Here is a 20,162-nt window from a genome sequence, read left to right as displayed (position 1 = left end):
TGGCCGAACGAGGCAGAGCGGCGCTATATGCCGGGGATGCCACTGACCGACATCGACCGCCTGGGACCGATCCGCGACTGGCTCATCGCCACCAGTCTGAGCGGGCTGCCGATCGAGGAGCTAGTGACCGGCCTCGCCCGCCAGCTTAACGCCCTCGACCTGCATGTCGGGCGGATCAACATCGCGACGCGCGTGCTCAATCCTCTGATCCGCGCCGAGAACTGGATTTACGAGCGGCGCACCGACCGGACCATCGCCGAGCGCTTCGCCCATGCCCCGGATGCGCCGGAAGTGTTCCGCGCCAGCCCGTTCAGCTACATGGTCGAGCATCAGGCGCTGCGCATGCATCGCTATCTGCAAGGGCCGGAGGCCCAGCTCGACTTTCCGGTGCTCGCCGAATTCGCCCGGCGCGGCTACACCGAATGGAAGGCCTGCCTGATCGGGTTTCGCGTGCTGCCCGACGAGCAGCCCGGTGACACTCTGGGCTTCGTCGCCTCGCTCTGTTCCGACGCGCCGGCCCCCTGGACCGCGGCGGAGCACGCGGCACTGGACTCGCTCCTGCCCATGCTCGCCAATGCCGTGCAGGGCCGGCTGTTCGCCAGCCTGGCTCAGGGTCTGCTCGGCACCTATCTCGGCACGGACGCCGCCAGCCGCGTGCTGCGCGGATCGATCCTGCGCGGCGACGTCACCAGCATCCGCGCCGTGCTCCTCTACGCCGACCTGCGCGGCTTCTCCGGCCTTTCGGAGACCTTGCCGCCGGAACGCCTGGTCGAAGCGCTCGACCGCCATCTCGAATGCGTGGTGGAGCCGGTGGAAGCCGGCGGCGGCCAGGTGCTGAAGTTCCTCGGCGACGGATTGCTCGCCACCTTTCCGACCGAGCGCTTCGGCGAACGCGATGCCTGCCGCAAGGCGATCGCGGCGGCGCGCGAGGCGCTGGCACGAATCGCCGCCCTTTTATCGGAGAGCGGCCCGGTGCTGCCGATCGACATCGCCGTGCATCTCGGCGACGTGCTGTACGGCAATGTCGGCAGCGGCGCCCGGCTCGACTTCACCGTGATCGGACCGGCGGTCAACGAAGCGGCGCGGATGGAGCTGCTGTGCAAGGCGGTCGGCGTTCCGATCACCATCTCGCGCGCGGTCGCCGATCTGCTGCACGGCGACGGCATGGCGCTCCGCTCGCTCGGCCGGCATGCCCTCCCGGGCCATAGCGGCTTGCGCGAGATCTACACCCTGTCCTGAGCGGCGATGCTGCCGGTCAGGCGGTCTTGAGCGTTGCCGGCCGCGCCTCGCGGCGGACCTGCTTGGCCTCGTACATGGCGTGGTCGGCGCTGGCGAGGATGTCTTCCACGGTGACGCCGCTGCCATAGCAGGTTGCACCGAGGCTCGCCGAAACCTTGAGGCGCCGGTTGCCGTGGCGGAAGCTCACGCTGTCGAGCTGGGCGCGCAGCCGCGCGACCAGCTGGCTGATGCGGCGCGGATCGGAGCGGGCCAGCAGCACCGCGAACTCGTCGCCATGCAGGCGCGCCACCAGATCGGTCGTACGCACCGTCGCCTGCAGCGCCCGCGCGACCGCTTCGATGGCGGCATTGCCGGCGGCGTGGCCATGCGCGTCGTTGATCCCCTTCAATCCGTCCAGATCGACGAACACCACCACGCCGGCATCGCCATAGCGCCCGGCCTCGGCGACCGAGCGGCGGATGGCGTCGACGAAGGCGCGGCGGTTCGGCAGTCCGGTCAACTCGTCGGTGGCCGACAGCTCCTCGAGCTCGGCAATGCGCCGCTTCTGATCCGCAATGGTCTGTTCGGCCTCGGCGGCGAGGGTGAGAAGACGGGCCAGCAGGCTCGCGCTCTCGCGATCGAGCGCCCGGCCGGTGAACCGCCGCCGCAAGCCGCTGGCGATGGTGTTGAGAAGCGCACTGGCCTCCGCTCCGGCCAATGCAGGCTGCTGTTGTGCCAATGCCGCGTGTGCCATGTCCGTCCTGCCCACCCGCTTCGGGGGATCTGGACGGCTCCTCAGCAATTCACGCGCCAATCGTTAAACCACTGATTTATCTGATAATTATCGGCAATGGCATCGGCAATTCCTGCCCTGTGCGGCAGGAATTGCCGGCAACCTCCCGGCCGCGTCACGGCTCGTGTAGCATCGGCCGGCGCAGTCATGCGCACTCCAGGAGCCCGTTCAGTCGATGCCCATCCGGTTACGCGTTGCGTTCGTGCTTGCCCTGATATCGCTGCCGGCCGCCGTGTCGCGTGCGGCGGATTCCCAAATCGTGCTGGCGCCGCATCGTGCCGTCTATGAGCTGACGCAGAGCCGCGGCGATGCCAGTGCCGCCGTCGCGGTGCGCGGCCGCCTGGCCATCGAGGTGCAAGACACCTGCGAAGGGCACACCACCAACCAGCGGTTCTGGACCGAGATGCAGAACGCCGAGGGCACCACCTCGATCAGCGACTTCAGCTTGAGTTCCTGGGAATCCAAGGACGGCAAGCGCTTCCGCTTCCAGATGCGCAACGAAGTCGATGGCGAGACGATCGAGGAATATACCGGCACGGCGGAGCGAAGGCCGGACGGCACCGGCGCCATCGAGATGAGCAAGCCGGCGACCGCCACGATGGAACTGCCCGAAGGCACCGTATTTCCCAATCATCATCTGATCGAGCTGATCCGGCACGCCATCGCCGGCGACCGTTTCGTGTCCATCCGCGTGTTCGACGGCTCCGGCGAGGATGGGCTGTTCGAGACCGGCGGCAGCATCGGCAAGGCCCTGCCGCCGGAAGAGGGCAGCGGCCCGATCCTGGCGCCGCTCAAGGGACTGCGCTCCTGGCCGTTCCGCGTCGCCTTCTTCCCGCTGCTGACCAAGGCGGAGGAGCCGCAATATGAGATCGGTTTCCGCATGTACGAAAACGGCGTCAGCGCCGATCTCGTGCTGGACTATTCCTCGTATGCGCTGAAGGGCGAGCTGGTTCGGCTGGAGATGTTGCCGGGCGGCTGCTGACCGGCGGACCCAGCTCGAGGCCGCGGCCCTTCCCGATCGATGCCTCGCCGAACTTGGCCCGCACCTTGTCGATAGCCGTTTCGATGGCGCGGACCTGGCCGGGCCGGCGGTCCAGCAGGTCGGGCGGATCGGCGAGCTCCGGCGGATCGAAATGCGACAGGCCGACGCCGATCAGGCGGAAGGCGGTGCCATCGGCCTCCCGGGCCAGCAGCTCGCGGGCATCGCGGTAGATCACCTCGGCGAGCTGGGTCGGGTGCGGCAGGCTTTCGGCCCGCGTCCGGATGTGAAAGTCGTCGGTCTTCAATTTGAGCGTCACCGTGCGTCCGGCCAGCCCGGCCGCCTTGAGGCGGCGCGAGACCTTTTCGCAGAGCGGCCAGAGCTCGTGCTCCAGCTCGTCCAGCCGGCGCAGATCCTCGTTGAACGTCGTCTCGGCAGAAACGCTCTTGGTCTCGCCTTCCGGATCGACCGGGCGGTCGTCGTCGCCGACCGCAAGCCGCGCCAGCCGCGCGCCCATGGCGCCGAAACGGCGCATCAGATCCTCCGGCGCCTCGCGCTGCAGGTCGCCGATGGTCTGCAGCCCGGCATCGGCCAGCTTCGCCTGCATCGCCTTGCCGACGCCGAGGATGGTGGCAACCGGCCGCGGCGCCAGGAACTCACGGATGCCGGCGCGGCCGATCACCGCGAAGCCGCGCGGCTTGTCCAGTTCGGAAGCCTGCTTGGCCAGGAACTTGTTGAACGAGAGGCCGACCGAAACGGTGATGCCGATCTCGCGTTCGATCCGCGCGGCAAGGCGCGCCAGCGTCAGCGCCGGGCTTGCATGCATCAGGCGTTCGGTGCCGGAGAGGTCGAGATAGGCCTCGTCGAGCGAGACCGGCTCGACCAGCGGCGTCAGCGACCGCATCATCTCCCGCACCTCGCGGGCGACGCCGGCATAGATCGACATGCGGGGGCGGATCACCACCGCCTGCGGGCAGGCGCGCAGCGCCTTGAACATCGGCATGGCCGAGCGCACGCCATAGAGCCGGGCGACGTAGCAGCAGGTCGAAACGACGCCGCGCCGGCCGCCGCCGACGATGACCGGCTTGTCGCGCAGGCTCGGATCGTCGCGCTTCTCGACCGCCGCATAGAAGGCATCGCAGTCGATATGCGCGATGCTGAGCCGGTCGAGCTCGGCATGGCGCAACATGCGCGGCGATCCACAGGCGCCGCATCGGGCCGCTTCGCCCGGTGCGAAGCACTCGCGGCAGAAACCGCTCACCCCCCGGCCTCCTCGGGCCACAGCCAGGCGGCGCCGCGCACACCCGAGCTATCGCCATGAAGCGGCGGCACCAGGCGCGTCGCCACCGCATCGGAGAACACGTACTCGCCCCAGATCGCCGGCACGTCGGCATAGAGGCGCTCGATGCGCGACAGGCCGCCGCCCAGCACGATCACCTCGGGATCGAGCAGGTTGATCACATGCGCCAGCGCCTTGGCGAGCCGCCGTTCGTAACGCCGGAGCGTGGCTTCGGCGGCCGCCTCGTTGCTGGCCGCCGCGACAATGACTTCGGCACTCTTCCGCCCGGCGCCTGACCGCGCATGATCGGCGGCAAGGCCGGGACCGCTGAGGAAGGTCTCGATGCAACCCTGCTTGCCGCAATAGCAGGCCGGACCCGGCCGCTCCTCGGCGTCGGGCCAGGGCAGCGGGTTGTGGCCCCACTCGCCGGCAATGGCGTTCGGCCCGGTCAGAACCTGCCCGCCGACGACGACCCCGCCGCCAACGCCGGTGCCGAGGATGACGCCGAACACCACGTCGGCACCGGCCGCGGCGCCGTCGGCGGCCTCCGACAGGGCGAAGCAATTGGCGTCGTTGGCAAGCCGGACCGGGCGGCCGAGCGCCGCCTCCAGGTCGCGGTGGAGCGGACGGCCATTGAGGCAGGTGCTGTTGGCGTTCTTGATCAGGCCGGTGGCCGGCGAGATCGCCCCGGGCGTCCCGATGCCGACCCGGCCGCGGCGGCCGATTCCAGCCTCGATCGCCGCGACCAGGGCCGCGACGGCCCGGACCGTGCCCTCGTAGTCCCCCTGCGGCGTCGGCACGCGGCGGCGGGCAAGCTCGGCCCCGCCAGTGTCCAACGCCACGGCTTCGATCTTGCTGCCGCCGAGGTCGATCCCGATCCGCATCGCGTCCTGTTCGGCCTCCGGCACATCCGACCCGGCAGATGAAGGGAATTTCATTCACCGGCAAGGCCGGCGGAACCGCCGCTCGCCTACATCATTCCCGAACATTGCGACCTTCAGACGCAACGGAGCAAGCACCATGAACGCCGAGAATCCCACGCCCCGCCGCCAACCGAGCTGGCACCGGCGCCTCGCGCTGGGCCTCGCCACCACGACCGTGCTCGCCGGCATGGGCGGCTACTATCTGGGCGGCGGGGCGCGACCGGACAATCCCTTCGTGTCCCCCGCTTTTGCCGCCCCCTCGATCTCCTCGGAGATCCAGGGCGGCAACAGGGCGATGCCGGCCTCGTTCGCGGATCTGGTGGAGCGCGTCGAACCGGCTGTGGTGCAGATCGTCGCGACCCAGGTCGAGAAGGCCGAGAGCAATCCGGTACCGCCCGAATTGCGAGGCACGCCTTTCGAGGAATTCTTCCGACGGTTCGGCGCGCCCCAGGGGCCTTCGACCCGGCGCGGGCACAGCCTGGGCTCGGGCTTCATCGTCGACCCGGCGGGCTACATCGTGACCAACAATCACGTGGTCGGAAACTCCGACGAGGTCAAAGTCAGCCTCACCAACGGGCAGAGCTATGACGCCAAGCTGATCGGACGGGACGACAAGACCGATCTCGCCTTGCTCAAGGTCGAGCCACGCGGCGAGCTGCCCTACGTCACCTTCGGCGGCGACGACCAGATCCGCGTCGGCGACTGGGTAATGGCGGTCGGCAATCCGTTCGGACTGTCGGGCACGGTGACAGTGGGCGTTTTGTCGGCGCGCGGCCGCAATATCGGCGCCGGGCCGTACGACGACTTCCTGCAGATCGACGCTCCGATCAATCGTGGCAATTCCGGCGGCCCCACTTTCGACCTGCAAGGTCGGGTGATCGGCGTCAACACCGCGATCTTCAGCCCGAGCGGCGGCAATGTCGGAATCGGGTTCGCCGTTCCCGCCTCGCTCGCCAAGCCCGTGATCGAGCAGCTGAAGACCAAGGGCGTGGTCGAGCGCGGCTGGCTTGGCGTGCGCATGCAGCCGCTGACCGATGAACTCGCCAAGGCCATGAAGCTGAGCCAAGCGGAAGGGGCCTTGATTGCCGGCGTCGATCCGGATTCGCCGGCCGCCAAGGGCAACCTTAGGCAAGGCGATGTCATCGTCGAGTTTGCCGGCCACAAGATCGGGGAGCCCCGCGACCTGGCACGCGCCGTCGCCGAAGCGCCGATCGGCAAGCCGGCCAAGGTGGTGGTCCAGAGGGAAGGCGAGAGAACGACACTCGAAGTGCGTCCCGGCCAAGCGTCCAGGCAACAGCAGGCAAGTGCCGGCGGCGAAAGCGGCGCCGAGCAATCCGGCGCAACCCTCGGCCTCGCCCTGGCACCGCTCGACAGCTCCGCCAGGGCACGGTTCGGCCTGCAGGATGACGTGAAGGGGGCGGTCATCACGGGCATCAAAGACGACAGCCCTGCCGCGGAGGCCGGCCTGCGGCCCGGTGACGTCATCACGAAGGTCGGGTCGACCGCCGTCGCGTCGCCCTCCGACGTGGCCGACGCGGTGCAGCAGCATAAGAAATCCGACAACAAGGCAATCGCCCTGCTGGTGCTGCGGAGGGGCGTCTCCCAGTACGTCGCCTTGCCCCTCGACGATGCGTGAGCCAAGCATATCCGTGGACACACGGGGCCGGGAGGCCTACGGGCTCCCCGGCCCCCTCGACTCTGACTAAGCTCGACACATGCGCATCCTGCTGATCGAGGACGACAAAGAGGTCGCCCAGTTCGTCCGCAAGGGCCTGACCGAGGCGGGCCATGCGGTGGACCATGCCGGCACCGGGCGGGACGGCCTGTTCCTCGCTGCCGGCGAGCCCTATGACGTGGTCGTGGTCGACCGCATGCTGCCGGGCGGCATCGACGGCCTCGGCATCGTGCGGGCCTTGCGCGAGAGCGGCAGCCGCGTGCCTGTGCTGTTCCTCACCGCGCTCGCCGATATCGACGAGCGGGTGCGCGGCTTCAAGTCGGGCGGCGACGACTACCTGACCAAGCCCTTCGCCTTCGCCGAGCTGCTGGCGCGGGTCGAGGCGCTGGGCCGCCGCGCCTCGCAGAGCACACGCGAGACGGTGCTCCGCGTTGGCGATCTCGAACTCGACCTGCTCGCCCAGAAGGCGGCACGCGCCGGCCAGCCCATCGACCTCAAGGCGCGCGAGTTCCGCATCCTGGAATACCTGATGCGCCATGCCGGCCAGGTGGTGACCCGCACCATGCTGCTGGAGGCGGTCTGGGACTATCATTTCGATCCGCAGACCAACGTGATCGACGTGCATATGAGCCGGCTCCGGAGCAAGATCGACAAGGGCTTCGACAAGCCGCTGATCCACACCGTGCGCAACGCCGGCTATATGATCCAGGCGTGACCGACGCCCTGCCCGACCGCGCGGAGGCTGCCGCTATCGACGATGCGCCGGCGCAACTTCGCCACCATCCCGGCCTCGCGCTGATCCGCTCGACAGGCTTCCGGCTTGCCGCGCTGTTTGCCGCATTGCTGGCGATCTCCTCGCTCGTCGTGATCGGCTACATCCGCTTCGCCACGACCGAAAGCCTGACGCGGGCCACCGACGCGGCGGTCCGCGCCGATGTCGACAGCCTGGCCGAGCGCTACCGGAGCGAGGGCCTGCCGGGCCTGGTGCTCCTGATTCGTGCCCGGGTGCGCGACAACGAACGGATCGGCGCCGTCTACGCGGTGGCCGACCCGTCGGGCGAGATCCTCGCCGGCAACCTGTCGAGCTTCCCGCCGGTACAGGCGAGCGACGACGGCTTCCTGGAGTTCCCGGTGGCGCGCAACGGCCATCGCAGCGTGATCCGGCTGCGCCTCTATGCGCTGCCCGGTGGCTTCCGCTTGTTGGTCGGGCGCGACGCGGAGGAGCGGATCGAGCTGCGCAAGCTGATCAACGAGACATTGCTGACCAGCCTCATTCTGACCACCCTTCTCGCCGTCGCCGGCGGCTGGCTGCTGCGCCGCATGGTGCTGCGTCGCGTCGACGCGATCCGCCGAACGACCGAAGCCATCGTCGCCGGCGACATGTCGCGGCGCCTCGCCCATCGTGACACGCCGGACGAATTCGATCTTCTGGCCGAAACCATCAACGACATGCTCAACCGGATCGAGCGGCTGATGGACGGCGTGCGCGATGTGTCCAACGCCATCGCCCATGACCTGCGCACCCCCCTCGCCCGCATTCGCGGCCGGCTGGAAGAGATGGCGCGCGTCTCCGCCCCATCAGAATCCGACACGACCCCGTTCGATCCGGTGCTCGACGATATCGACGAGCTGTTGCGGACGTTCAACGCGCTGCTGCGCATCGCCGAGGTCGATGCCGGTGTCAGGCGCAAGACGTTCGAGACCCTGGACCTGGCCACCGTGCTCGAGGATGTCGTGGACCTCTACCGGGCCGTCGCGGAGGAAGACGGTGTCGAGCTCACGTTGCAGCCGCCTTCCGAAACCCGGGTGCGGGGCGATGGCCAGCTATTGGCCCAGGCCATAGGCAACCTGATCGACAACGCCATCAAATACGCCAGGGACGGCAAGGTGGTCACGGTCGGCGTCGCGCGCGAAGGCGAGCATGGTGTTGTCACAGTCGCCGATCGCGGCCCCGGCATTCCCGTGCCCGAACGGGGCCGCGTGACCGAGCGCTTCTACCGCGGCGAGCGCAGCCGGTCGCGCCCCGGCAGCGGCCTTGGCTTGTCACTGGCCGCGGCGGTCGCCCGCCAGCATGGCGGCCGGCTCGAACTGCGCGACAACGAACCCGGCCTGCGCGCGGTGCTGCTGCTGCCGGCGTGACGGCCGTCAATGGACGGCGATGCCTGTACGGGCCTACCCTGTCGCGGGACGGTCCACGCCGAGGGAAGGAATCCACATGCGGCTCGCATCGCTGGGAGTGGGGCTGGCACTGCTGCTGGCGCCGTCGGTCGCGCAGGCGCAGGATGCGGTGCCGGCGGACGCGATCGGCTGGATGAAGACCGTGCAGGGCAGTGTCACCGTGCGACGCGGCGCGACGGCGCTGCCGGCCTCGGTCGGCATGGCTCTCGCCCGCGGCGACATCATCGCCACCGGTCACGACGGCACTGCCGGCGTGACCCTCGCCGACAACTCGCTGCTGTCGGCCGGTCCGGGCAGCGAGCTTGCGCTCGACGAGTTCATCTACGATTCGGCCCAACTGCAGGGCAGCTCGCTCGCCACCCTGCGCAAGGGCACACTCAGCGCCACCAGCGGCGATATCGCCCGCGGCACGCCCGGCGCCATGCGGGTCCGCACGCCGACCGCGGTGCTGGCCGTGCGCGGGACGACCTTTCTCGTGCGGGTCGAGGAATGAGCCGGTCCCTGCTGCGCGTCCTCGCGCTCGTCGGATTGGCACTGCTCGGCGCCTGCGACAAGTACCGCCAGGAGCTGTTTGTGCTGCAGCCCGACAGCACCGGCAAAGTCGGTTCGATCGTCGTGCAATCGGCTTCGGGAGAGCTCGTTCTCGACGAAACCCGCATGGCCGCGCATCGCAATCCCCGCGGTGCCACGGAAGCCGTGACGGTCGAACCGAGCGACGTGGAGAAGATTTTCGGCGCTGCCCTTGCCGCCCGGCCCCGGCCGCCACGGCAATTCCGGCTCTATTTCGTGTTCGATTCCGAACTTCTGACGGCGGCGTCGCGGGCCGAGTTCGAGGCCGTGTTCGCCGATATCCGCGAGCGGGGACATTACGACGTGGAGGTCGTCGGCCATACCGACCGGCAGGGCGCCGACGACTACAATGCGCGCCTATCCTTGCAGCGCGCCTGGGCGATGCGACAGACCTTGATCGATCGCGGCCTCGATGGCGACCGGATCATCGCCACCGGACGCGGCGAGGTCGATCCGCTGATGCCGACCGCCGACAACATCGACGAGCCGCGCAACCGACGGGTCGAGATCACCGTCCGCTAGCCGCGCCCAGCCAGCGGATCGCCAGCACGCTGATGTCGTCATGCGGCTCCGCCCCGGCGGCGAAGCGATGCACATCGTCAAAAACGGCGTCGACCGCTGTTCGTGCCGGCTGTCCTGCCAAGCTTCGCGCGACATGCAGCAAGCGTTCGCTGCCGTAGAACTCATCGGCCTTCGAACGGGCATCGGCAACCCCGTCGGTCACCACCAGCAGCGTCGCGCCGGGCTGCAGCCGGAAAGTCACCGACGGGTAAGCAAAGGTCTCGTCGGCGCAGAGCGGCGGACCGCCCGTATCGTCGATGGGTGACGGCTCCCGTCCCGGCAGCAGGCAAAGCGGCGCCTCATGCCCGGCACTGACCATGGCAATTTCGCCGCTGACGGGATCGACGATACCGGCCAGCAGGGTCACGAACATCATCGCCGGGTTCTCCGCCGCGAGCTCCGCGTTCGCAGCGGTGACCATGACATCGACCGGGACGGCCCGGCGCGCGCCGGCGCGCGCCAATGCTTTGGCCAAGGCCATGAACAGCGCGGCCGGAACGCCCTTGCCGGAGACGTCGCCGACGGCAAAGTAGATACGCCCATCGGGCAACGCCGCCACGTCGTAGAAATCGCCGCCGACCGCCTTGGCCGGCTCCAGCCTGGCGTGGATCTCGATCTCCGGGCGGACGGGGAAGGATTGCGGCAGCATCCCCATCTGGATCTGTCGCGCCGCCGCCAGCTCGCCCTCGTGGCGCGCCGCCAGCTCGCGCTCACGCTGCAAGGCTTCCGCCATGCGGCGCCGCTCGCGATCGGTGGTGACGAGCTGCGCCGACAGCATCTGGCCGAACACGACAAATCCGGCGGCGGCCGGTGTCAGACCGTCGACCAGCAGGCGGAGGCCGGCGAAAGCCGCGAAACTCATCGCCAGCAGCGCACCCACCGCGCCCGCCAGCATGGCGGCCGCAAGCACGGGGCGCCGATACGGCAGCGCCAGCGCCACCAGAGCCGCGAACAGCCCGACGACCGCCGCCTCCACCAGATGCTCGCGCGGTGGGCGGCGCAGCAGCTCACCCTCCAGCGCCGCCTCGATCACCTGTGCCTGGATCTCCGGACCGGACATTCGCGGCGCGATCGCCGTCGCATGAAAATCTCCCAGCGCCGTCGCGGTGCTGCCGAGGATGACGACGCGCCCGGCCAGCGCCGGCAGCGCCCTCGTGGCCTGGAAGATCGCGAGCGCCGAAACGAAGCGCTCCGGCCGGTGCGGCGTCAGCCGCGGCCATACGCGCCCATCCGGCAGAGTGGGCATCACGAAATCGGCAAAGCGAACCGCAACGATTCCGGCCTCGTCCCCGACGATGCCGAGCGCGCCGGCCCCGGCGGCGAGGCGCAGCGCATCGACCGCCAGCAGAGGGACTGGATGCGCGCCGATCCAGACGACGGCGGGCACGCGACGCACGATGTTGTCCCGTTCCGGCCGCACATTCACGGCGCCTTCGCCGCGCGCAGCCCTACGGATAGCCTGCTGGCTGCCAATGCGGCCGGGGAAGCCTGACGCCGATGCGTCCGGAACGGCACCGATCAGACGGGTCGGCGTACGAAATGAGAGAGGTGTGGAACCGGCGAGATCGGTGCCGGCCACCGCCAGGGTGACCGGCCCCTTCGCGATCGCCCGGCCCAGCTGCTCGTCGTTCGACGGCAGCGTGAACAGCATTTCCCGGGCCGCCGTGGGCAGGCCCGGCATCTCGGTCGCGACCCGCTCGGGCGACAGGCGGTCGGGCTCGGCGAACAGCACATCGATCGCCAGGGCGGCTGGCTCGGCCGCCAGGATCCGCTCGACCAGCGCCGCGACACGCCAGCGCGGCCAGGGCCACTGCCCCAGCTCCGCCAGGCTCTCTTCGTCGATGTCGACGATCAATGCCGGCGGGTGTTCGGGAAACTGCCGTGGAAGGACGCGCTGAAAGACGTCGAATCCGGCCAGCCGCAAGGCCTCGATCGGCGCGAGATCGCCGTAGCGGAACAGCGCGCAGAGCACCGCGAGCAGGACGGCCGCCGGCACGCCGGACCAGGGCCGCCGCCATCCGAGACGCGGCGCGATCGCCTCGCTCATGCGCCGCTACAGGTCGAGTTCGAGGCCGTCATAGGCGGCCACGACCTCCAGCGGTGCCGCGCTGTCCCGGCTCAGCGCTTCGTACTTCACCGTGTCGCTCAACAGCGCTTCGATGGCCCCATCGTCCGCATTGGGGTCATGATGGAAGAGACAGAGCCGCCTGGCGCCGGCGCGGTGGCAGAGCTCCACCGCGACGAGGTTGCTCGAATGTCCCCAATCCTCCTTGATCGTGTAGGCCTCGGCGAGCGAGTACATCGCGTCGAAGATCACGAGATCGGCGCCGCGGAAGAAATCAACAAAGGGATAGGCATCGGCCGCCGCTTCGATCTTGTGTTCGGAATCCGTCGAGTAGATCAGCGAGCGACCGTTCTGCGTGATCCGGTAGCCGTAGGAATCACCGGAATGATGCTGCCGCATCAGGCCAATATCGGCACCGGCGATCCGGTGGCTGCGCGCCGGATCCAGCGCTACGAACTCCACGCGCGCACCGAGTTGGTCGAACTCGACCGGAAAATTCGGCGCGGCATGCTGGCGCCGCAGCGCATGTTCGAGATCGGTGTGGCCGCCAAAAATGCGAATCCTGTGCCCCGGAATATAGGCCGGCGCAAAAAATGGCAGTCCCATGATGTGATCCCAATGGGGATGCGACAGCAACACGTTGTAGACCGCGCGCTTGCCCGGGCGACCACCGGCCATGATGCAATTGCCGAGCGCGCGCGCGCCGGAACCGAGATCGAGAATCAGGTGTTCGTCGGCGCCGGTATCCACCTCCACGCAGGCGGTGTTGCCGCCGAAGGTCGCGCGCTCCGCGAAGCCGAGAGACTGGTCGATGAAGCTTTCGATGGCGGCATCATCGGCCAGCGCGTGCCCGCGCGCACGCGCCAAGACCGTTTTCAGCTTCGCGCGCACGCCGGCCGCGTCGAGCGGTGCCGGCAATGATCCCCGGGTGCCCCAGAAGCGGACGTGCATCACCGTCCGGTCATCCGTGGCGATAGGCCGCCGCCGCCGAGGACGACAGCGCAGCCAATGCAGCCGCCAGATCGTTCTGCACTTCGACGACGAGGTGGAATCGGCTGATGCGGAAAATCTCAGCCACGGCCGGGTTAAGGCAGCAGACGACAAGGCGACCCTGCGCCGCCCTGGCCGCCTTCGCCCCCAACATCAGTGCACGCAGGCCGGAACTGGAGATGTAGCTGACACCGGCAAAGTCGACGACGACCTTGGCGCTGGCCACCTGGGTCAGCGGCAGCAGGCAGTCCTGCAACGGCGGGGTGGTATCCAGATCGATGCGGCCGGTCGGACTCAGCACCGTCACGTCCGCTATGGACCGCTGATCCATCGGCTAAGCCCCCGTATCGTCGGCGCCATCTTCACCTCGTGGCGCGCCGGCCGCAAGGGCCGCGGTTCGATACTTGCTGAGCGTCAGGCGGTTGACGTCGCCTTCCCGCCGATAGTCGATCCGATCGACCAGCGTGCGCATGAGGTGAATTCCCAGCCCGCCGACCGGGCGGTCGGCCGCGCCGCCCTCCAGGCGTGGCGGCGACCGGTCGAGCGGGCTGAACGGCCGGCCCCGGTCGGCCAGCACGACTTCGATGCCCTCCCCGTCCGCCGCGGCGTCGATGGTCACCGCGGAATCGACCGGCGCGTCATAGGCGTGGCGCAGGATATTGCTGACCGCCTCGTCGACCGCCAGGGCCAGCGCATCGCAGGATTCCGGTGGCAATCCGGCGGCCAGCGCAAACCGCCGCACCGTATCGACCGCCGGGCCGATTTCGGCCGCTTGGCCGACCAATCGGAGCCGCGGCATGTGAATGGGCTTTCCCGTCACGCCCCTGCCTCTCCGGTCACTCCCGGATTGATCGACCGCAATGCCAATACATACACCCTCGGCAGGCTGGCCGTCGTGTCAGGCACAACGAGGTCCGCGATGTCGGATATCTGGTCAATCGTGCATCCCCATGTCGAAGCGGCAATGGCCGATGCCGCCAGGGCCGGCCATCCGGCCGACACCGTGGGCCGGGCGCTGCTCGGCATGTCGATCGAGCTGTTCCGGCGCACGCGCGGTGCCGGCGACATCCGGCGGGAGCTGGAGGCGGCGCTGGAGAATCTCGATCCGGACGAAGACTACAACTTCATGCGCCCATAGGCGCCGCCACCGACCTCAATCGACGGAGCGCGGCGAATAGGGCGGAATGTCCGGTGTGCCGGCACCGATATCGAAGAAGCGCAGCTGTCGTCCGGTGGGCAGCTGACGCGCCACCTCCGCGGCCAGGGGCTCCGCGAAACCGGTCGGTGCAAGCTCCGTCAGCAACGCGAAGACCAGCGGCGGACCGCTCGGCGCATCGCCGACCACAGGGACCGAGATCACCTCCACCGGCGCCGCCCGCCCCGATGCATATTGCATCGGATAGATCATCACCGCACCGCAAGGCTGCGCCACTTCCGCGAACAGCAGTGCGGCCCGCTCCTGTCGATCGGCCGGATCGCCCAGCTCCAGATAGTTCCGCCCGGTCAGTTCGATGCCCAGAACCCGGGTGATCCAGGTGCCAGCGAGCCGGAAGGTCGCCTCGGTCGGCGAGCGGATTTCCAGCAGGATGACACGCGGCAGCAATCGCTTGATCGACCCCAGGTCGAAGTCGCTGCGGCTTGGCAGCACGCGATCGCCACGCCAGCGATTCCAGGCCTGAATGAATACGGCGCTGTCCGGCGAGCGAAGGTCGTCCGGCAGCGCAAGGGTTCCGATCGGCGGTTTCTGGATCGCGACCATCTTAAAATGCGGCACTCAAAATGGCGTTCCGTGGCGCCGGATAGTTCTGCGGCGATGGTGAAGTGTTTGCTAACGATGCGGCCGGCCGCGCGGAGGGCAAATCCCCTTCCATGCGCAGGCCGGCGCCGACGAAGGTCAGCTGCGCCGCGCGGGCGACTGATGGTAGACGCCGAGCACCTTGAGCCGGGTCGAGAAGAACTGCAGCTCCTCGAAGGCACGCTCCATGTTCTTGTGCGCCGGGTGTCCCTCCGCCTCGGCGTAGAACAATGTCGCGGTGAAGCTGTGATCGGTCATGTAGCTTTCCAGCTTCACCATGTTGATGCCGTTGGTGGCGAAGCCGCCCATCGCCTTGTAGAGCGCGCCGGGCACGTTGCGCACGTTGAAGACGAAGCTGGTGAGATAGGGGTCCGATGCGCGCGGATCCGGCTCGATCGGCCGCCTCGCCATGACGACGAAACGCGTGGTGTTGCCGATCACGTCCTCGATATGGGTGCGCAGCGCATTGAGGCCGTAGATCTCGCCGGCGAGGCTCGAGGCGATCGCCGCCTCCTCCTTGTCGCCGCGGGCCGCAACGTCGCGTGCGGCACCGGCAGTATCGCCGGCATCGACGGCCTGCCAGCCCATGTCCCGGGTCAGGTTGCGGCACTGCGCCAGGGCCTGCTGATGGCTGTAGACCCGCTTGATCGACTGCATGCTGGCGCCGGCCGGTGCCAGCAGGTGATGCCGCACGCGCAGGAAGTGCTCGCCGACGATGTAGAGGCCGGAATCGGGCAGCAGGCGGTAGACGTCGGCGACCCGGCCCGCGACCGAATTCTCGATCGGGATCATGCCCAGATCGGCCTTGCCCTCGGCAATGGCGTCGAACGCGTCCTGGAAGCCGGTGCAGGGCACCGGCTCGAAATCGTCGCCATACACCTCGCGCGCGGCGAGGTGCGAATAGGCGCCTGGCACGCCCTGGAACGCGACGCGGCGTGCCGGTTGCGCCGCCGGACCGGCTTTAACGCTTTGATTCATCGGAGAGAATTTGCCGAATTCGGGCGAGGTCCGCGGGAGTATCGACGCCCAGCGGTACGGTGTCAACGAGACCGGCATCGATCCGCATGCCGGCCTCCAGCGCGCGCAACTGCTCCAGCCGCTCGCGCCGTTCCAGCACGCCGGGCGGCAGCGCCACAAAGCGCTCCAGCGCGGTGCGCCGGTAACCGTAGATCCCGATATGGTGCCAATGCGGCCCCTCGCCCGCCGGAACCGGCGCGCGGCTGAAATAGAGCGCCCGGCCGATCGTGGCGCCGGGCGGGAGCGCGATCACCGCCTTGACGACGTTGGGATCAGCCAGCTCGGCCTCGTGGCGAATCACCGTCGCCAATGTGGCGATATCGACCTCGGCCGTCGCCAGGGGGGCGACCACGGCGCGGATGGCGGCCGGTTCCAGTGCCGGCAGGTCGCCCTGCAGGTTGATCACCGCGTCGTGGCGCCGATCCGGATCGTGCCGCATCACCGCCTCGTGCACCCGGTCGCTGCCGGAGGGGTGGGCCGGGTCGGTCAGCACGGCGATCCCGCCGGCCGCACGCACCGCATCGGCGATCGCCGCTTCCGCCACCGCCACGACGACCGGCCCGATATCGGCCTCGATGGCGCGGCGCCAGACATGCACGATCATCGGCTCGCCCCCGATATCGGCCAGCGGCTTGTCCGGCAGCCGCGTGGAGGCAAGCCGGGCGGGAATGGCGATCAGGGGTCGGCGCGGCGCGCTCATGCCTTCCAGATAGCGGTTTTGCCTTGCAAAAGCACCGACCGGACGGGCCGGCGGGCATTGCGACGCGCGGTCGCAGCCGCCCCCCAAGCCGGTTGCGCGCAGGGTCTTTTGCTTTATACGAAGGGGCGCTTCCGAGGGGAATCCCCGACGGATTCCAGGGGTTGGTGCCAGGATACGAGGCAGGGGTCGGGTCGATGGATTCCTTCGAGCTCAACAAGGTCGCCGCCGCGGTGCTGTTCAGCCTGCTGCTGGTGCTCGGCATCCAGAACCTCGCCGGTATCGTCTATGCGCCGAAGGTGCTGCACGAAGCCGCCTACAAGGTCCCGGGCGTCGAGGAGGCTTCCGCGCCGTCCACGCCCGGCGGCGCGCCGGCCGCGGCCGAGCCACCGATCGCCGACCTGCTCGCCTCGGCCGATCCCGGCAAGGGCCCGACCATCTTCAAGAAGTGCGTCACCTGTCACACCATCGAGAAGGGCGGCGCGAACAAGGTCGGTCCGAACCTCTATGGCGTGGTCGGCAACCCGAAGGGCACGCATGGCGGTTTCGCCTATTCGTCGGCCCTCACGGGCAAGGGCGGCGAATGGACGTATGAGGATCTGAGCGCCTTCCTGCATGCGCCAGCGAAGTTCGTGCCCGGCACCAAGATGGCGTTCGCCGGCATCAGCAAGCCGTCCGAGCGGGCCGATCTGATTGCCTGGCTGCGGACCCAGGATGACAGCCCGACGCCGCTGCCGGGGAAGTAAGCCCTGACCGGGCCGGCTCTCGCCGATCGCCACATCGCGCTCGCACACCGGCTGGCGGACGCCGCCGGCGCCGCCATCCGGCCGCACTTCCGCCAGCCGATTCCGATCGAGACCAAACCCGACCAGACGCCGGTGACGCTGGCCGATCGCGGTGCCGAACAGGCGATCCGCGATCTGCTGTCCCGCGAAGTGCCGGATCATGGCGTGATCGGCGAGGAGTTCGGCCGCGACCGATCGGATGCCAGCCATGTCTGGGTGATCGATCCGATCGACGGCACCAAGGCGTTCATCTCGGGCCTGCCGATCTTCGGCACGCTGATCGCCCTGCTGCGCGACGGCGTGCCGGTGCTCGGCGTGATGGACCAGCCGATCAGCGGCGAGCGCTGGATCGGGGCCATTGGCCAGCCGACCCTTTTCAACGGCCGGCCAACCCGCACTCGCGGCTGCGCTTCGATCGCGCAGGCGTCCGGCTTTGCCACCTCGCCCCTACAGTTCGGCCCGGCCGATACCGAGCGCTTCGACCGGCTGCGCCAAACCGCGCGGCTGCTGCGCTACGGCACCGATTGCTACGGCTGCGGCATGATGGTGCTCGGCTTCGCCGATTTCTGGATCGAGGCGCCGCTCAAGCTCTACGACTTCGCGGCCCTCGTCCCGATCGTCCAGGGCGCCGGCGGCCTGATCACCGATTGGCGTGGGCAGCCGCTCGGCATGCAGAGCGACGGCCGCGTGCTCGCCTCCGGCGATCCGGCGCTTCACCGTGCGGTGATCGGCCTGCTCGCCGCTTGACCACCGACGCCGCGCCGTCGATATCGCAAAAGATCGCAACTGCCGGGAGACCGACGATGCTGCGCCTTGCCGCCCTGATCCTGCTGGCGCTGACCGCCGCGGCCCAAGCCCCGCTAAACGCCCAGGAGCTCAAGCGCTTCGAGGCGCTGTCGCTGGTCGGCGAGCCGAAATACAAGCCAGGCTTCAAGCATCTCGACTACGTCAATCCGGATGCGCCGAAGGGGGGCGATCTGAGGCTCCATTCCATCGGTGGGTTCGACAATCTGAACGGATTCATCATCAAGGGCGATCCGGCGCCCGGGCTAGGTTTTGTCTATCAGAGCCTGATGGAGAGCTCGCTTGATGAGATGTCGACCGCGTATGGCGCGATTGCCGCCTCCGCCGAGGTCCCGGACGACCTGAGCTACGTCATCTACAACCTCCGGCCGGACGCGCGCTGGCATGACGGCAAGCCGATTACGGCCGAGGACGTGGTCTGGAGCTTCGACACTCTGAGATCCAAAGGACGTCCGATCTATCGCTTCTACTACGCCAACGTGGGCAAGGTGGAGGCACTCGATCCGCACAGGGTCAAGTTCACTCTGTCCGGCCCGCCAAACCGCGAGCTTCCGCAAATCCTTGGCCAGCTGACGGTGCTGCCCAAGCACTGGTGGGCGACGCGAGACTTCGAGTCCACCACCTTGGAGCCGCCACTCGGCAGTGGGCCGTATCGTATGGCGCAGGTCGACGCCAATCGCTCGGTGACGCTTGAACGTGTGAAGGATTGGTGGGCGAAGGATCTGCCGATCAACCGCGGCCGCCACAACTTCGATCGTATCCAAATCAGCATGTTCCGCGATGCGACGGTTGCCCTCGAGGCATTCAAAGCGCACCAGTACGACTTCCGGCTCGAGAATTCCGCGAAGGAATGGGCAACCGGATACGACTTCCCGGCCCGTCAGGCAGGCCTAGTCGTGACGGAAGCTGTCCCCCACAAGCGGCCAACGGGCATGCAGGCCTTCGCGTTCAATACGCGTCGCCCGCTGTTCACCGATCCGCGCGTGCGCGAGGCGATCAGCTATGCCTTCGATTTCGAATGGTCCAACCAGAACCTCTTCTATGGGCAATACACTCGCACTGAGAGCTATTTCTCGAACTCCGAATTCGCTGCCCGCGGTCTGCCGCAAGGTGCCGAGCTTGCCCTGCTTGCGAAGTACCGAGGCAAGATTCCGGAGGAGGTTTTCACCAAGCCTTTTCATGCACCGAAGACGGATGGTTCCGGCAACAACCGCGAGAACCTCCGCAAGGCGGTGCAGCTGCTTGCAAGCGCCGGATGGAAGATCAAGAACCGGAAACTCGTCAACGCCTCGGGTCAGGCGCTTGAGTTCGAGCTGCTACTGGTCAGTCCATTGTTCGAACGCATCGCCCAGCCTTTCGCCCGCAACCTCGAACGTCTCGGCATCACCATGCGCATTCGCACGGTGGATTCTTCCCAGTACACCGAGCGCGTTCGCACTTTCGACTTCGATATGGTGGTCGGAAATTGGGGACAATCGGATTCTCCAGGTAATGAGCAGCGCAACATGTGGGGGAGCGCGGCGGCATCCCGGCACGAAAGTCAAAATCTTGCGGGCATCCGCAATCCCGTGGTTGACGAGGTGATCGAAGAGATTGTGAAGGCGCATAGCCGCGAAGAGCTGACCGCGGCAACGCGCGCGCTCGACCGGGTGCTGCTGTGGAACCACTACGTTGTGCCGCAATGGCACGTCGCCGTCGACCGGGTTGCCTACTGGAACCGGTTCGAAAAGCCGAAGGTGAACCCAACCTATGGCGTCGACTTGCAGGCATGGTGGGTGGCGCCGGCCAAGGATGCAGAGGTACGTGCTAAGGAAGAAGCTCTGAAGCGTTGAC

Annotated in this window: 21 protein-coding genes; 11 read left to right on the top strand and 10 right to left on the bottom strand. The window is 68.0% G+C overall.

The features are described from left to right. Positions 1-27: 27 nt before the first annotated feature. On the top strand, positions 28-1,239 hold the full coding sequence (locus tag DT074_RS11275) for an adenylate/guanylate cyclase domain-containing protein (RefSeq protein ID WP_162914823.1): 1,212 nt from the start codon (positions 28-30) through the stop codon (positions 1,237-1,239). Between the two features lie 16 nt (positions 1,240-1,255). On the opposite strand, the gene DT074_RS11270 is transcribed toward DT074_RS11275, so the two are convergent. Beyond that, on the bottom strand, positions 1,256-1,972 hold the full coding sequence (locus DT074_RS11270) for a GGDEF domain-containing protein (protein WP_119419948.1): 717 nt from the start codon (positions 1,970-1,972) through the stop codon (positions 1,256-1,258). 214 nt (positions 1,973-2,186) lie between these two features. Between DT074_RS11270 and DT074_RS11265 the strand changes: the two genes are divergently transcribed. Next, positions 2,187-2,993: a cell envelope integrity EipB family protein gene (locus DT074_RS11265; protein WP_119419947.1), complete on the top strand. Its 807-nt coding sequence runs from the start codon at positions 2,187-2,189 to the stop codon at positions 2,991-2,993. Here the strand turns inward: DT074_RS11265 and DT074_RS11260 are convergent. Then, the gene (locus DT074_RS11260; RefSeq protein WP_119419946.1) at positions 2,908-4,272 is read right to left on the bottom strand and encodes a DNA polymerase IV; all 1,365 of its coding nucleotides are present in this window, start codon (positions 4,270-4,272) and stop codon (positions 2,908-2,910) included. The two genes, DT074_RS11265 and DT074_RS11260, sit on opposite strands and share 86 nt — an antisense overlap. Further along, entirely contained in the window at positions 4,248-5,153 is a 906-nt protein-coding gene (locus DT074_RS11255; protein ID WP_119419969.1) for an ROK family protein, read from the bottom strand. The genes DT074_RS11260 and DT074_RS11255 overlap by 25 nt, the downstream gene beginning before the upstream one ends. Before the next feature lie 136 nt (positions 5,154-5,289). Here DT074_RS11255 and DT074_RS11250 point away from each other — a divergent pair, with 136 nt between their 5' ends. The 5 genes from DT074_RS11250 (at position 5,290) to DT074_RS11230 (ending at position 10,137) form a co-directional block, all read left to right on the top strand. Continuing rightward, a complete protein-coding gene (locus tag DT074_RS11250) occupies positions 5,290-6,828 on the top strand; it encodes a DegQ family serine endoprotease (RefSeq protein ID WP_119419945.1) in 1,539 nt (512 codons plus the stop codon). A 79-nt stretch (positions 6,829-6,907) separates the two neighbouring features. Beyond that, positions 6,908-7,582, top strand: coding sequence for a response regulator transcription factor (locus DT074_RS11245; RefSeq protein WP_119419944.1), 675 nt, complete (start codon positions 6,908-6,910; stop codon positions 7,580-7,582). Next, the gene (locus DT074_RS11240; protein WP_119419943.1) at positions 7,579-9,006 is read left to right on the top strand and encodes a sensor histidine kinase; all 1,428 of its coding nucleotides are present in this window, start codon (positions 7,579-7,581) and stop codon (positions 9,004-9,006) included. The genes DT074_RS11245 and DT074_RS11240 overlap by 4 nt, the downstream gene beginning before the upstream one ends. A gap of 76 nt (positions 9,007-9,082) precedes the next feature. Next, positions 9,083-9,538 (top strand): FecR family protein, encoded by a 456-nt coding sequence (locus DT074_RS11235; RefSeq protein WP_162914822.1) that lies wholly within the window; start codon positions 9,083-9,085, stop codon positions 9,536-9,538. Continuing rightward, positions 9,535-10,137: an OmpA family protein gene (locus DT074_RS11230; protein ID WP_119419941.1), complete on the top strand. Its 603-nt coding sequence runs from the start codon at positions 9,535-9,537 to the stop codon at positions 10,135-10,137. The genes DT074_RS11235 and DT074_RS11230 overlap by 4 nt, the downstream gene beginning before the upstream one ends. Here the strand turns inward: DT074_RS11230 and DT074_RS11225 are convergent. Genes DT074_RS11225 through DT074_RS11210 form a run of 4 tightly spaced genes read right to left on the bottom strand, consistent with a single transcriptional unit; the run spans position 10,124 to position 14,051 of the window. After that, positions 10,124-12,223, bottom strand: a complete 2,100-nt coding sequence (locus tag DT074_RS11225; protein ID WP_119419940.1) for a SpoIIE family protein phosphatase — start codon at positions 12,221-12,223, stop codon at positions 10,124-10,126. The two genes, DT074_RS11230 and DT074_RS11225, sit on opposite strands and share 14 nt — an antisense overlap. Before the next feature lie 6 nt (positions 12,224-12,229). Continuing rightward, positions 12,230-13,192 (bottom strand): MBL fold metallo-hydrolase, encoded by a 963-nt coding sequence (locus tag DT074_RS11220; RefSeq protein ID WP_119419939.1) that lies wholly within the window; start codon positions 13,190-13,192, stop codon positions 12,230-12,232. Positions 13,193-13,202: 10 nt separating this feature from the next. Then, entirely contained in the window at positions 13,203-13,562 is a 360-nt protein-coding gene (locus DT074_RS11215) for an STAS domain-containing protein (protein ID WP_119419938.1), read from the bottom strand. Positions 13,563-13,565: 3 nt separating this feature from the next. Next, entirely contained in the window at positions 13,566-14,051 is a 486-nt protein-coding gene (locus DT074_RS11210) for an ATP-binding protein (RefSeq protein WP_162914821.1), read from the bottom strand. Positions 14,052-14,150: 99 nt separating this feature from the next. Here DT074_RS11210 and DT074_RS11205 point away from each other — a divergent pair, with 99 nt between their 5' ends. Next, positions 14,151-14,369 (top strand): hypothetical protein, encoded by a 219-nt coding sequence (locus DT074_RS11205; protein ID WP_162914820.1) that lies wholly within the window; start codon positions 14,151-14,153, stop codon positions 14,367-14,369. Positions 14,370-14,384: 15 nt separating this feature from the next. Here the strand turns inward: DT074_RS11205 and DT074_RS11200 are convergent, their stop codons facing one another. From DT074_RS11200 to DT074_RS11190, 3 genes are all read right to left on the bottom strand, one after another. After that, positions 14,385-14,990 (bottom strand): PAS domain-containing protein, encoded by a 606-nt coding sequence (locus DT074_RS11200; protein ID WP_119419935.1) that lies wholly within the window; start codon positions 14,988-14,990, stop codon positions 14,385-14,387. 135 nt (positions 14,991-15,125) lie between these two features. After that, entirely contained in the window at positions 15,126-16,004 is an 879-nt protein-coding gene (locus DT074_RS11195) for a prephenate dehydratase (protein ID WP_119419934.1), read from the bottom strand. Continuing rightward, entirely contained in the window at positions 15,988-16,743 is a 756-nt protein-coding gene (locus DT074_RS11190) for a 3-deoxy-manno-octulosonate cytidylyltransferase (RefSeq protein WP_119419933.1), read from the bottom strand. The genes DT074_RS11195 and DT074_RS11190 overlap by 17 nt, the downstream gene beginning before the upstream one ends. A 194-nt stretch (positions 16,744-16,937) precedes the next feature. Here DT074_RS11190 and DT074_RS11185 point away from each other — a divergent pair, with 194 nt between their 5' ends. The 3 genes from DT074_RS11185 to DT074_RS11175 are packed head-to-tail and all read left to right on the top strand — an operon-like array spanning position 16,938 to position 20,161. Next, entirely contained in the window at positions 16,938-17,486 is a 549-nt protein-coding gene (locus DT074_RS11185; RefSeq protein ID WP_119419932.1) for a c-type cytochrome, read from the top strand. A 3-nt stretch (positions 17,487-17,489) separates the two neighbouring features. Next, positions 17,490-18,272: a histidinol-phosphatase gene (hisN, locus tag DT074_RS11180; protein WP_119419931.1), complete on the top strand. Its 783-nt coding sequence runs from the start codon at positions 17,490-17,492 to the stop codon at positions 18,270-18,272. 56 nt (positions 18,273-18,328) lie between these two features. Then, positions 18,329-20,161 carry an extracellular solute-binding protein gene (locus DT074_RS11175; protein WP_119419930.1) on the top strand — a complete coding sequence of 611 codons (1,833 nt, stop codon included), beginning with the start codon at positions 18,329-18,331 and terminating at the stop codon, positions 20,159-20,161. Position 20,162: the final 1 nt, after the last annotated feature.

Source organism: Desertibaculum subflavum, from assembly GCA_003576705.1.
Classification (GTDB): Bacteria; Pseudomonadota; Alphaproteobacteria; order Ferrovibrionales; family Ferrovibrionaceae; genus Desertibaculum; species Desertibaculum subflavum.
This window is presented reverse-complemented; position numbering and strand designations above follow the sequence as displayed.

Bases quoted from the DNA above. Each gene is read 5' to 3' on its own strand.
- DT074_RS11195 (WP_119419934.1), bottom strand. From the start codon at position 16,004: ATGAATCAAAGCGTTAAAGCCGGTCCGGCGGCGCAACCGGCACGCCGC.
- DT074_RS11235 (WP_162914822.1), top strand. From the start codon at position 9,083: ATGCGGCTCGCATCGCTGGGAGTGGGGCTGGCACTGCTGCTGGCGCCG.
- DT074_RS11250 (WP_119419945.1), top strand. From the start codon at position 5,290: ATGAACGCCGAGAATCCCACGCCCCGCCGCCAACCGAGCTGGCACCGG.
- DT074_RS11175 (WP_119419930.1), top strand. From the start codon at position 18,329: ATGCTGCGCCTTGCCGCCCTGATCCTGCTGGCGCTGACCGCCGCGGCC.
- DT074_RS11265 (WP_119419947.1), top strand. From the start codon at position 2,187: ATGCCCATCCGGTTACGCGTTGCGTTCGTGCTTGCCCTGATATCGCTG.
- DT074_RS11215 (WP_119419938.1), bottom strand. From the start codon at position 13,562: ATGGATCAGCGGTCCATAGCGGACGTGACGGTGCTGAGTCCGACCGGC.
- DT074_RS11220 (WP_119419939.1), bottom strand. From the start codon at position 13,192: ATGCACGTCCGCTTCTGGGGCACCCGGGGATCATTGCCGGCACCGCTC.
- DT074_RS11230 (WP_119419941.1), top strand. From the start codon at position 9,535: ATGAGCCGGTCCCTGCTGCGCGTCCTCGCGCTCGTCGGATTGGCACTG.
- DT074_RS11200 (WP_119419935.1), bottom strand. From the start codon at position 14,990: ATGGTCGCGATCCAGAAACCGCCGATCGGAACCCTTGCGCTGCCGGAC.
- DT074_RS11245 (WP_119419944.1), top strand. From the start codon at position 6,908: ATGCGCATCCTGCTGATCGAGGACGACAAAGAGGTCGCCCAGTTCGTC.
- DT074_RS11225 (WP_119419940.1), bottom strand. From the start codon at position 12,223: ATGAGCGAGGCGATCGCGCCGCGTCTCGGATGGCGGCGGCCCTGGTCC.
- DT074_RS11270 (WP_119419948.1), bottom strand. From the start codon at position 1,972: ATGGCACACGCGGCATTGGCACAACAGCAGCCTGCATTGGCCGGAGCG.
- DT074_RS11190 (WP_119419933.1), bottom strand. From the start codon at position 16,743: ATGAGCGCGCCGCGCCGACCCCTGATCGCCATTCCCGCCCGGCTTGCC.
- DT074_RS11185 (WP_119419932.1), top strand. From the start codon at position 16,938: ATGGATTCCTTCGAGCTCAACAAGGTCGCCGCCGCGGTGCTGTTCAGC.
- DT074_RS11205 (WP_162914820.1), top strand. From the start codon at position 14,151: ATGTCGGATATCTGGTCAATCGTGCATCCCCATGTCGAAGCGGCAATG.
- DT074_RS11275 (WP_162914823.1), top strand. From the start codon at position 28: ATGCCGGGGATGCCACTGACCGACATCGACCGCCTGGGACCGATCCGC.
- DT074_RS11255 (WP_119419969.1), bottom strand. From the start codon at position 5,153: ATGCGGATCGGGATCGACCTCGGCGGCAGCAAGATCGAAGCCGTGGCG.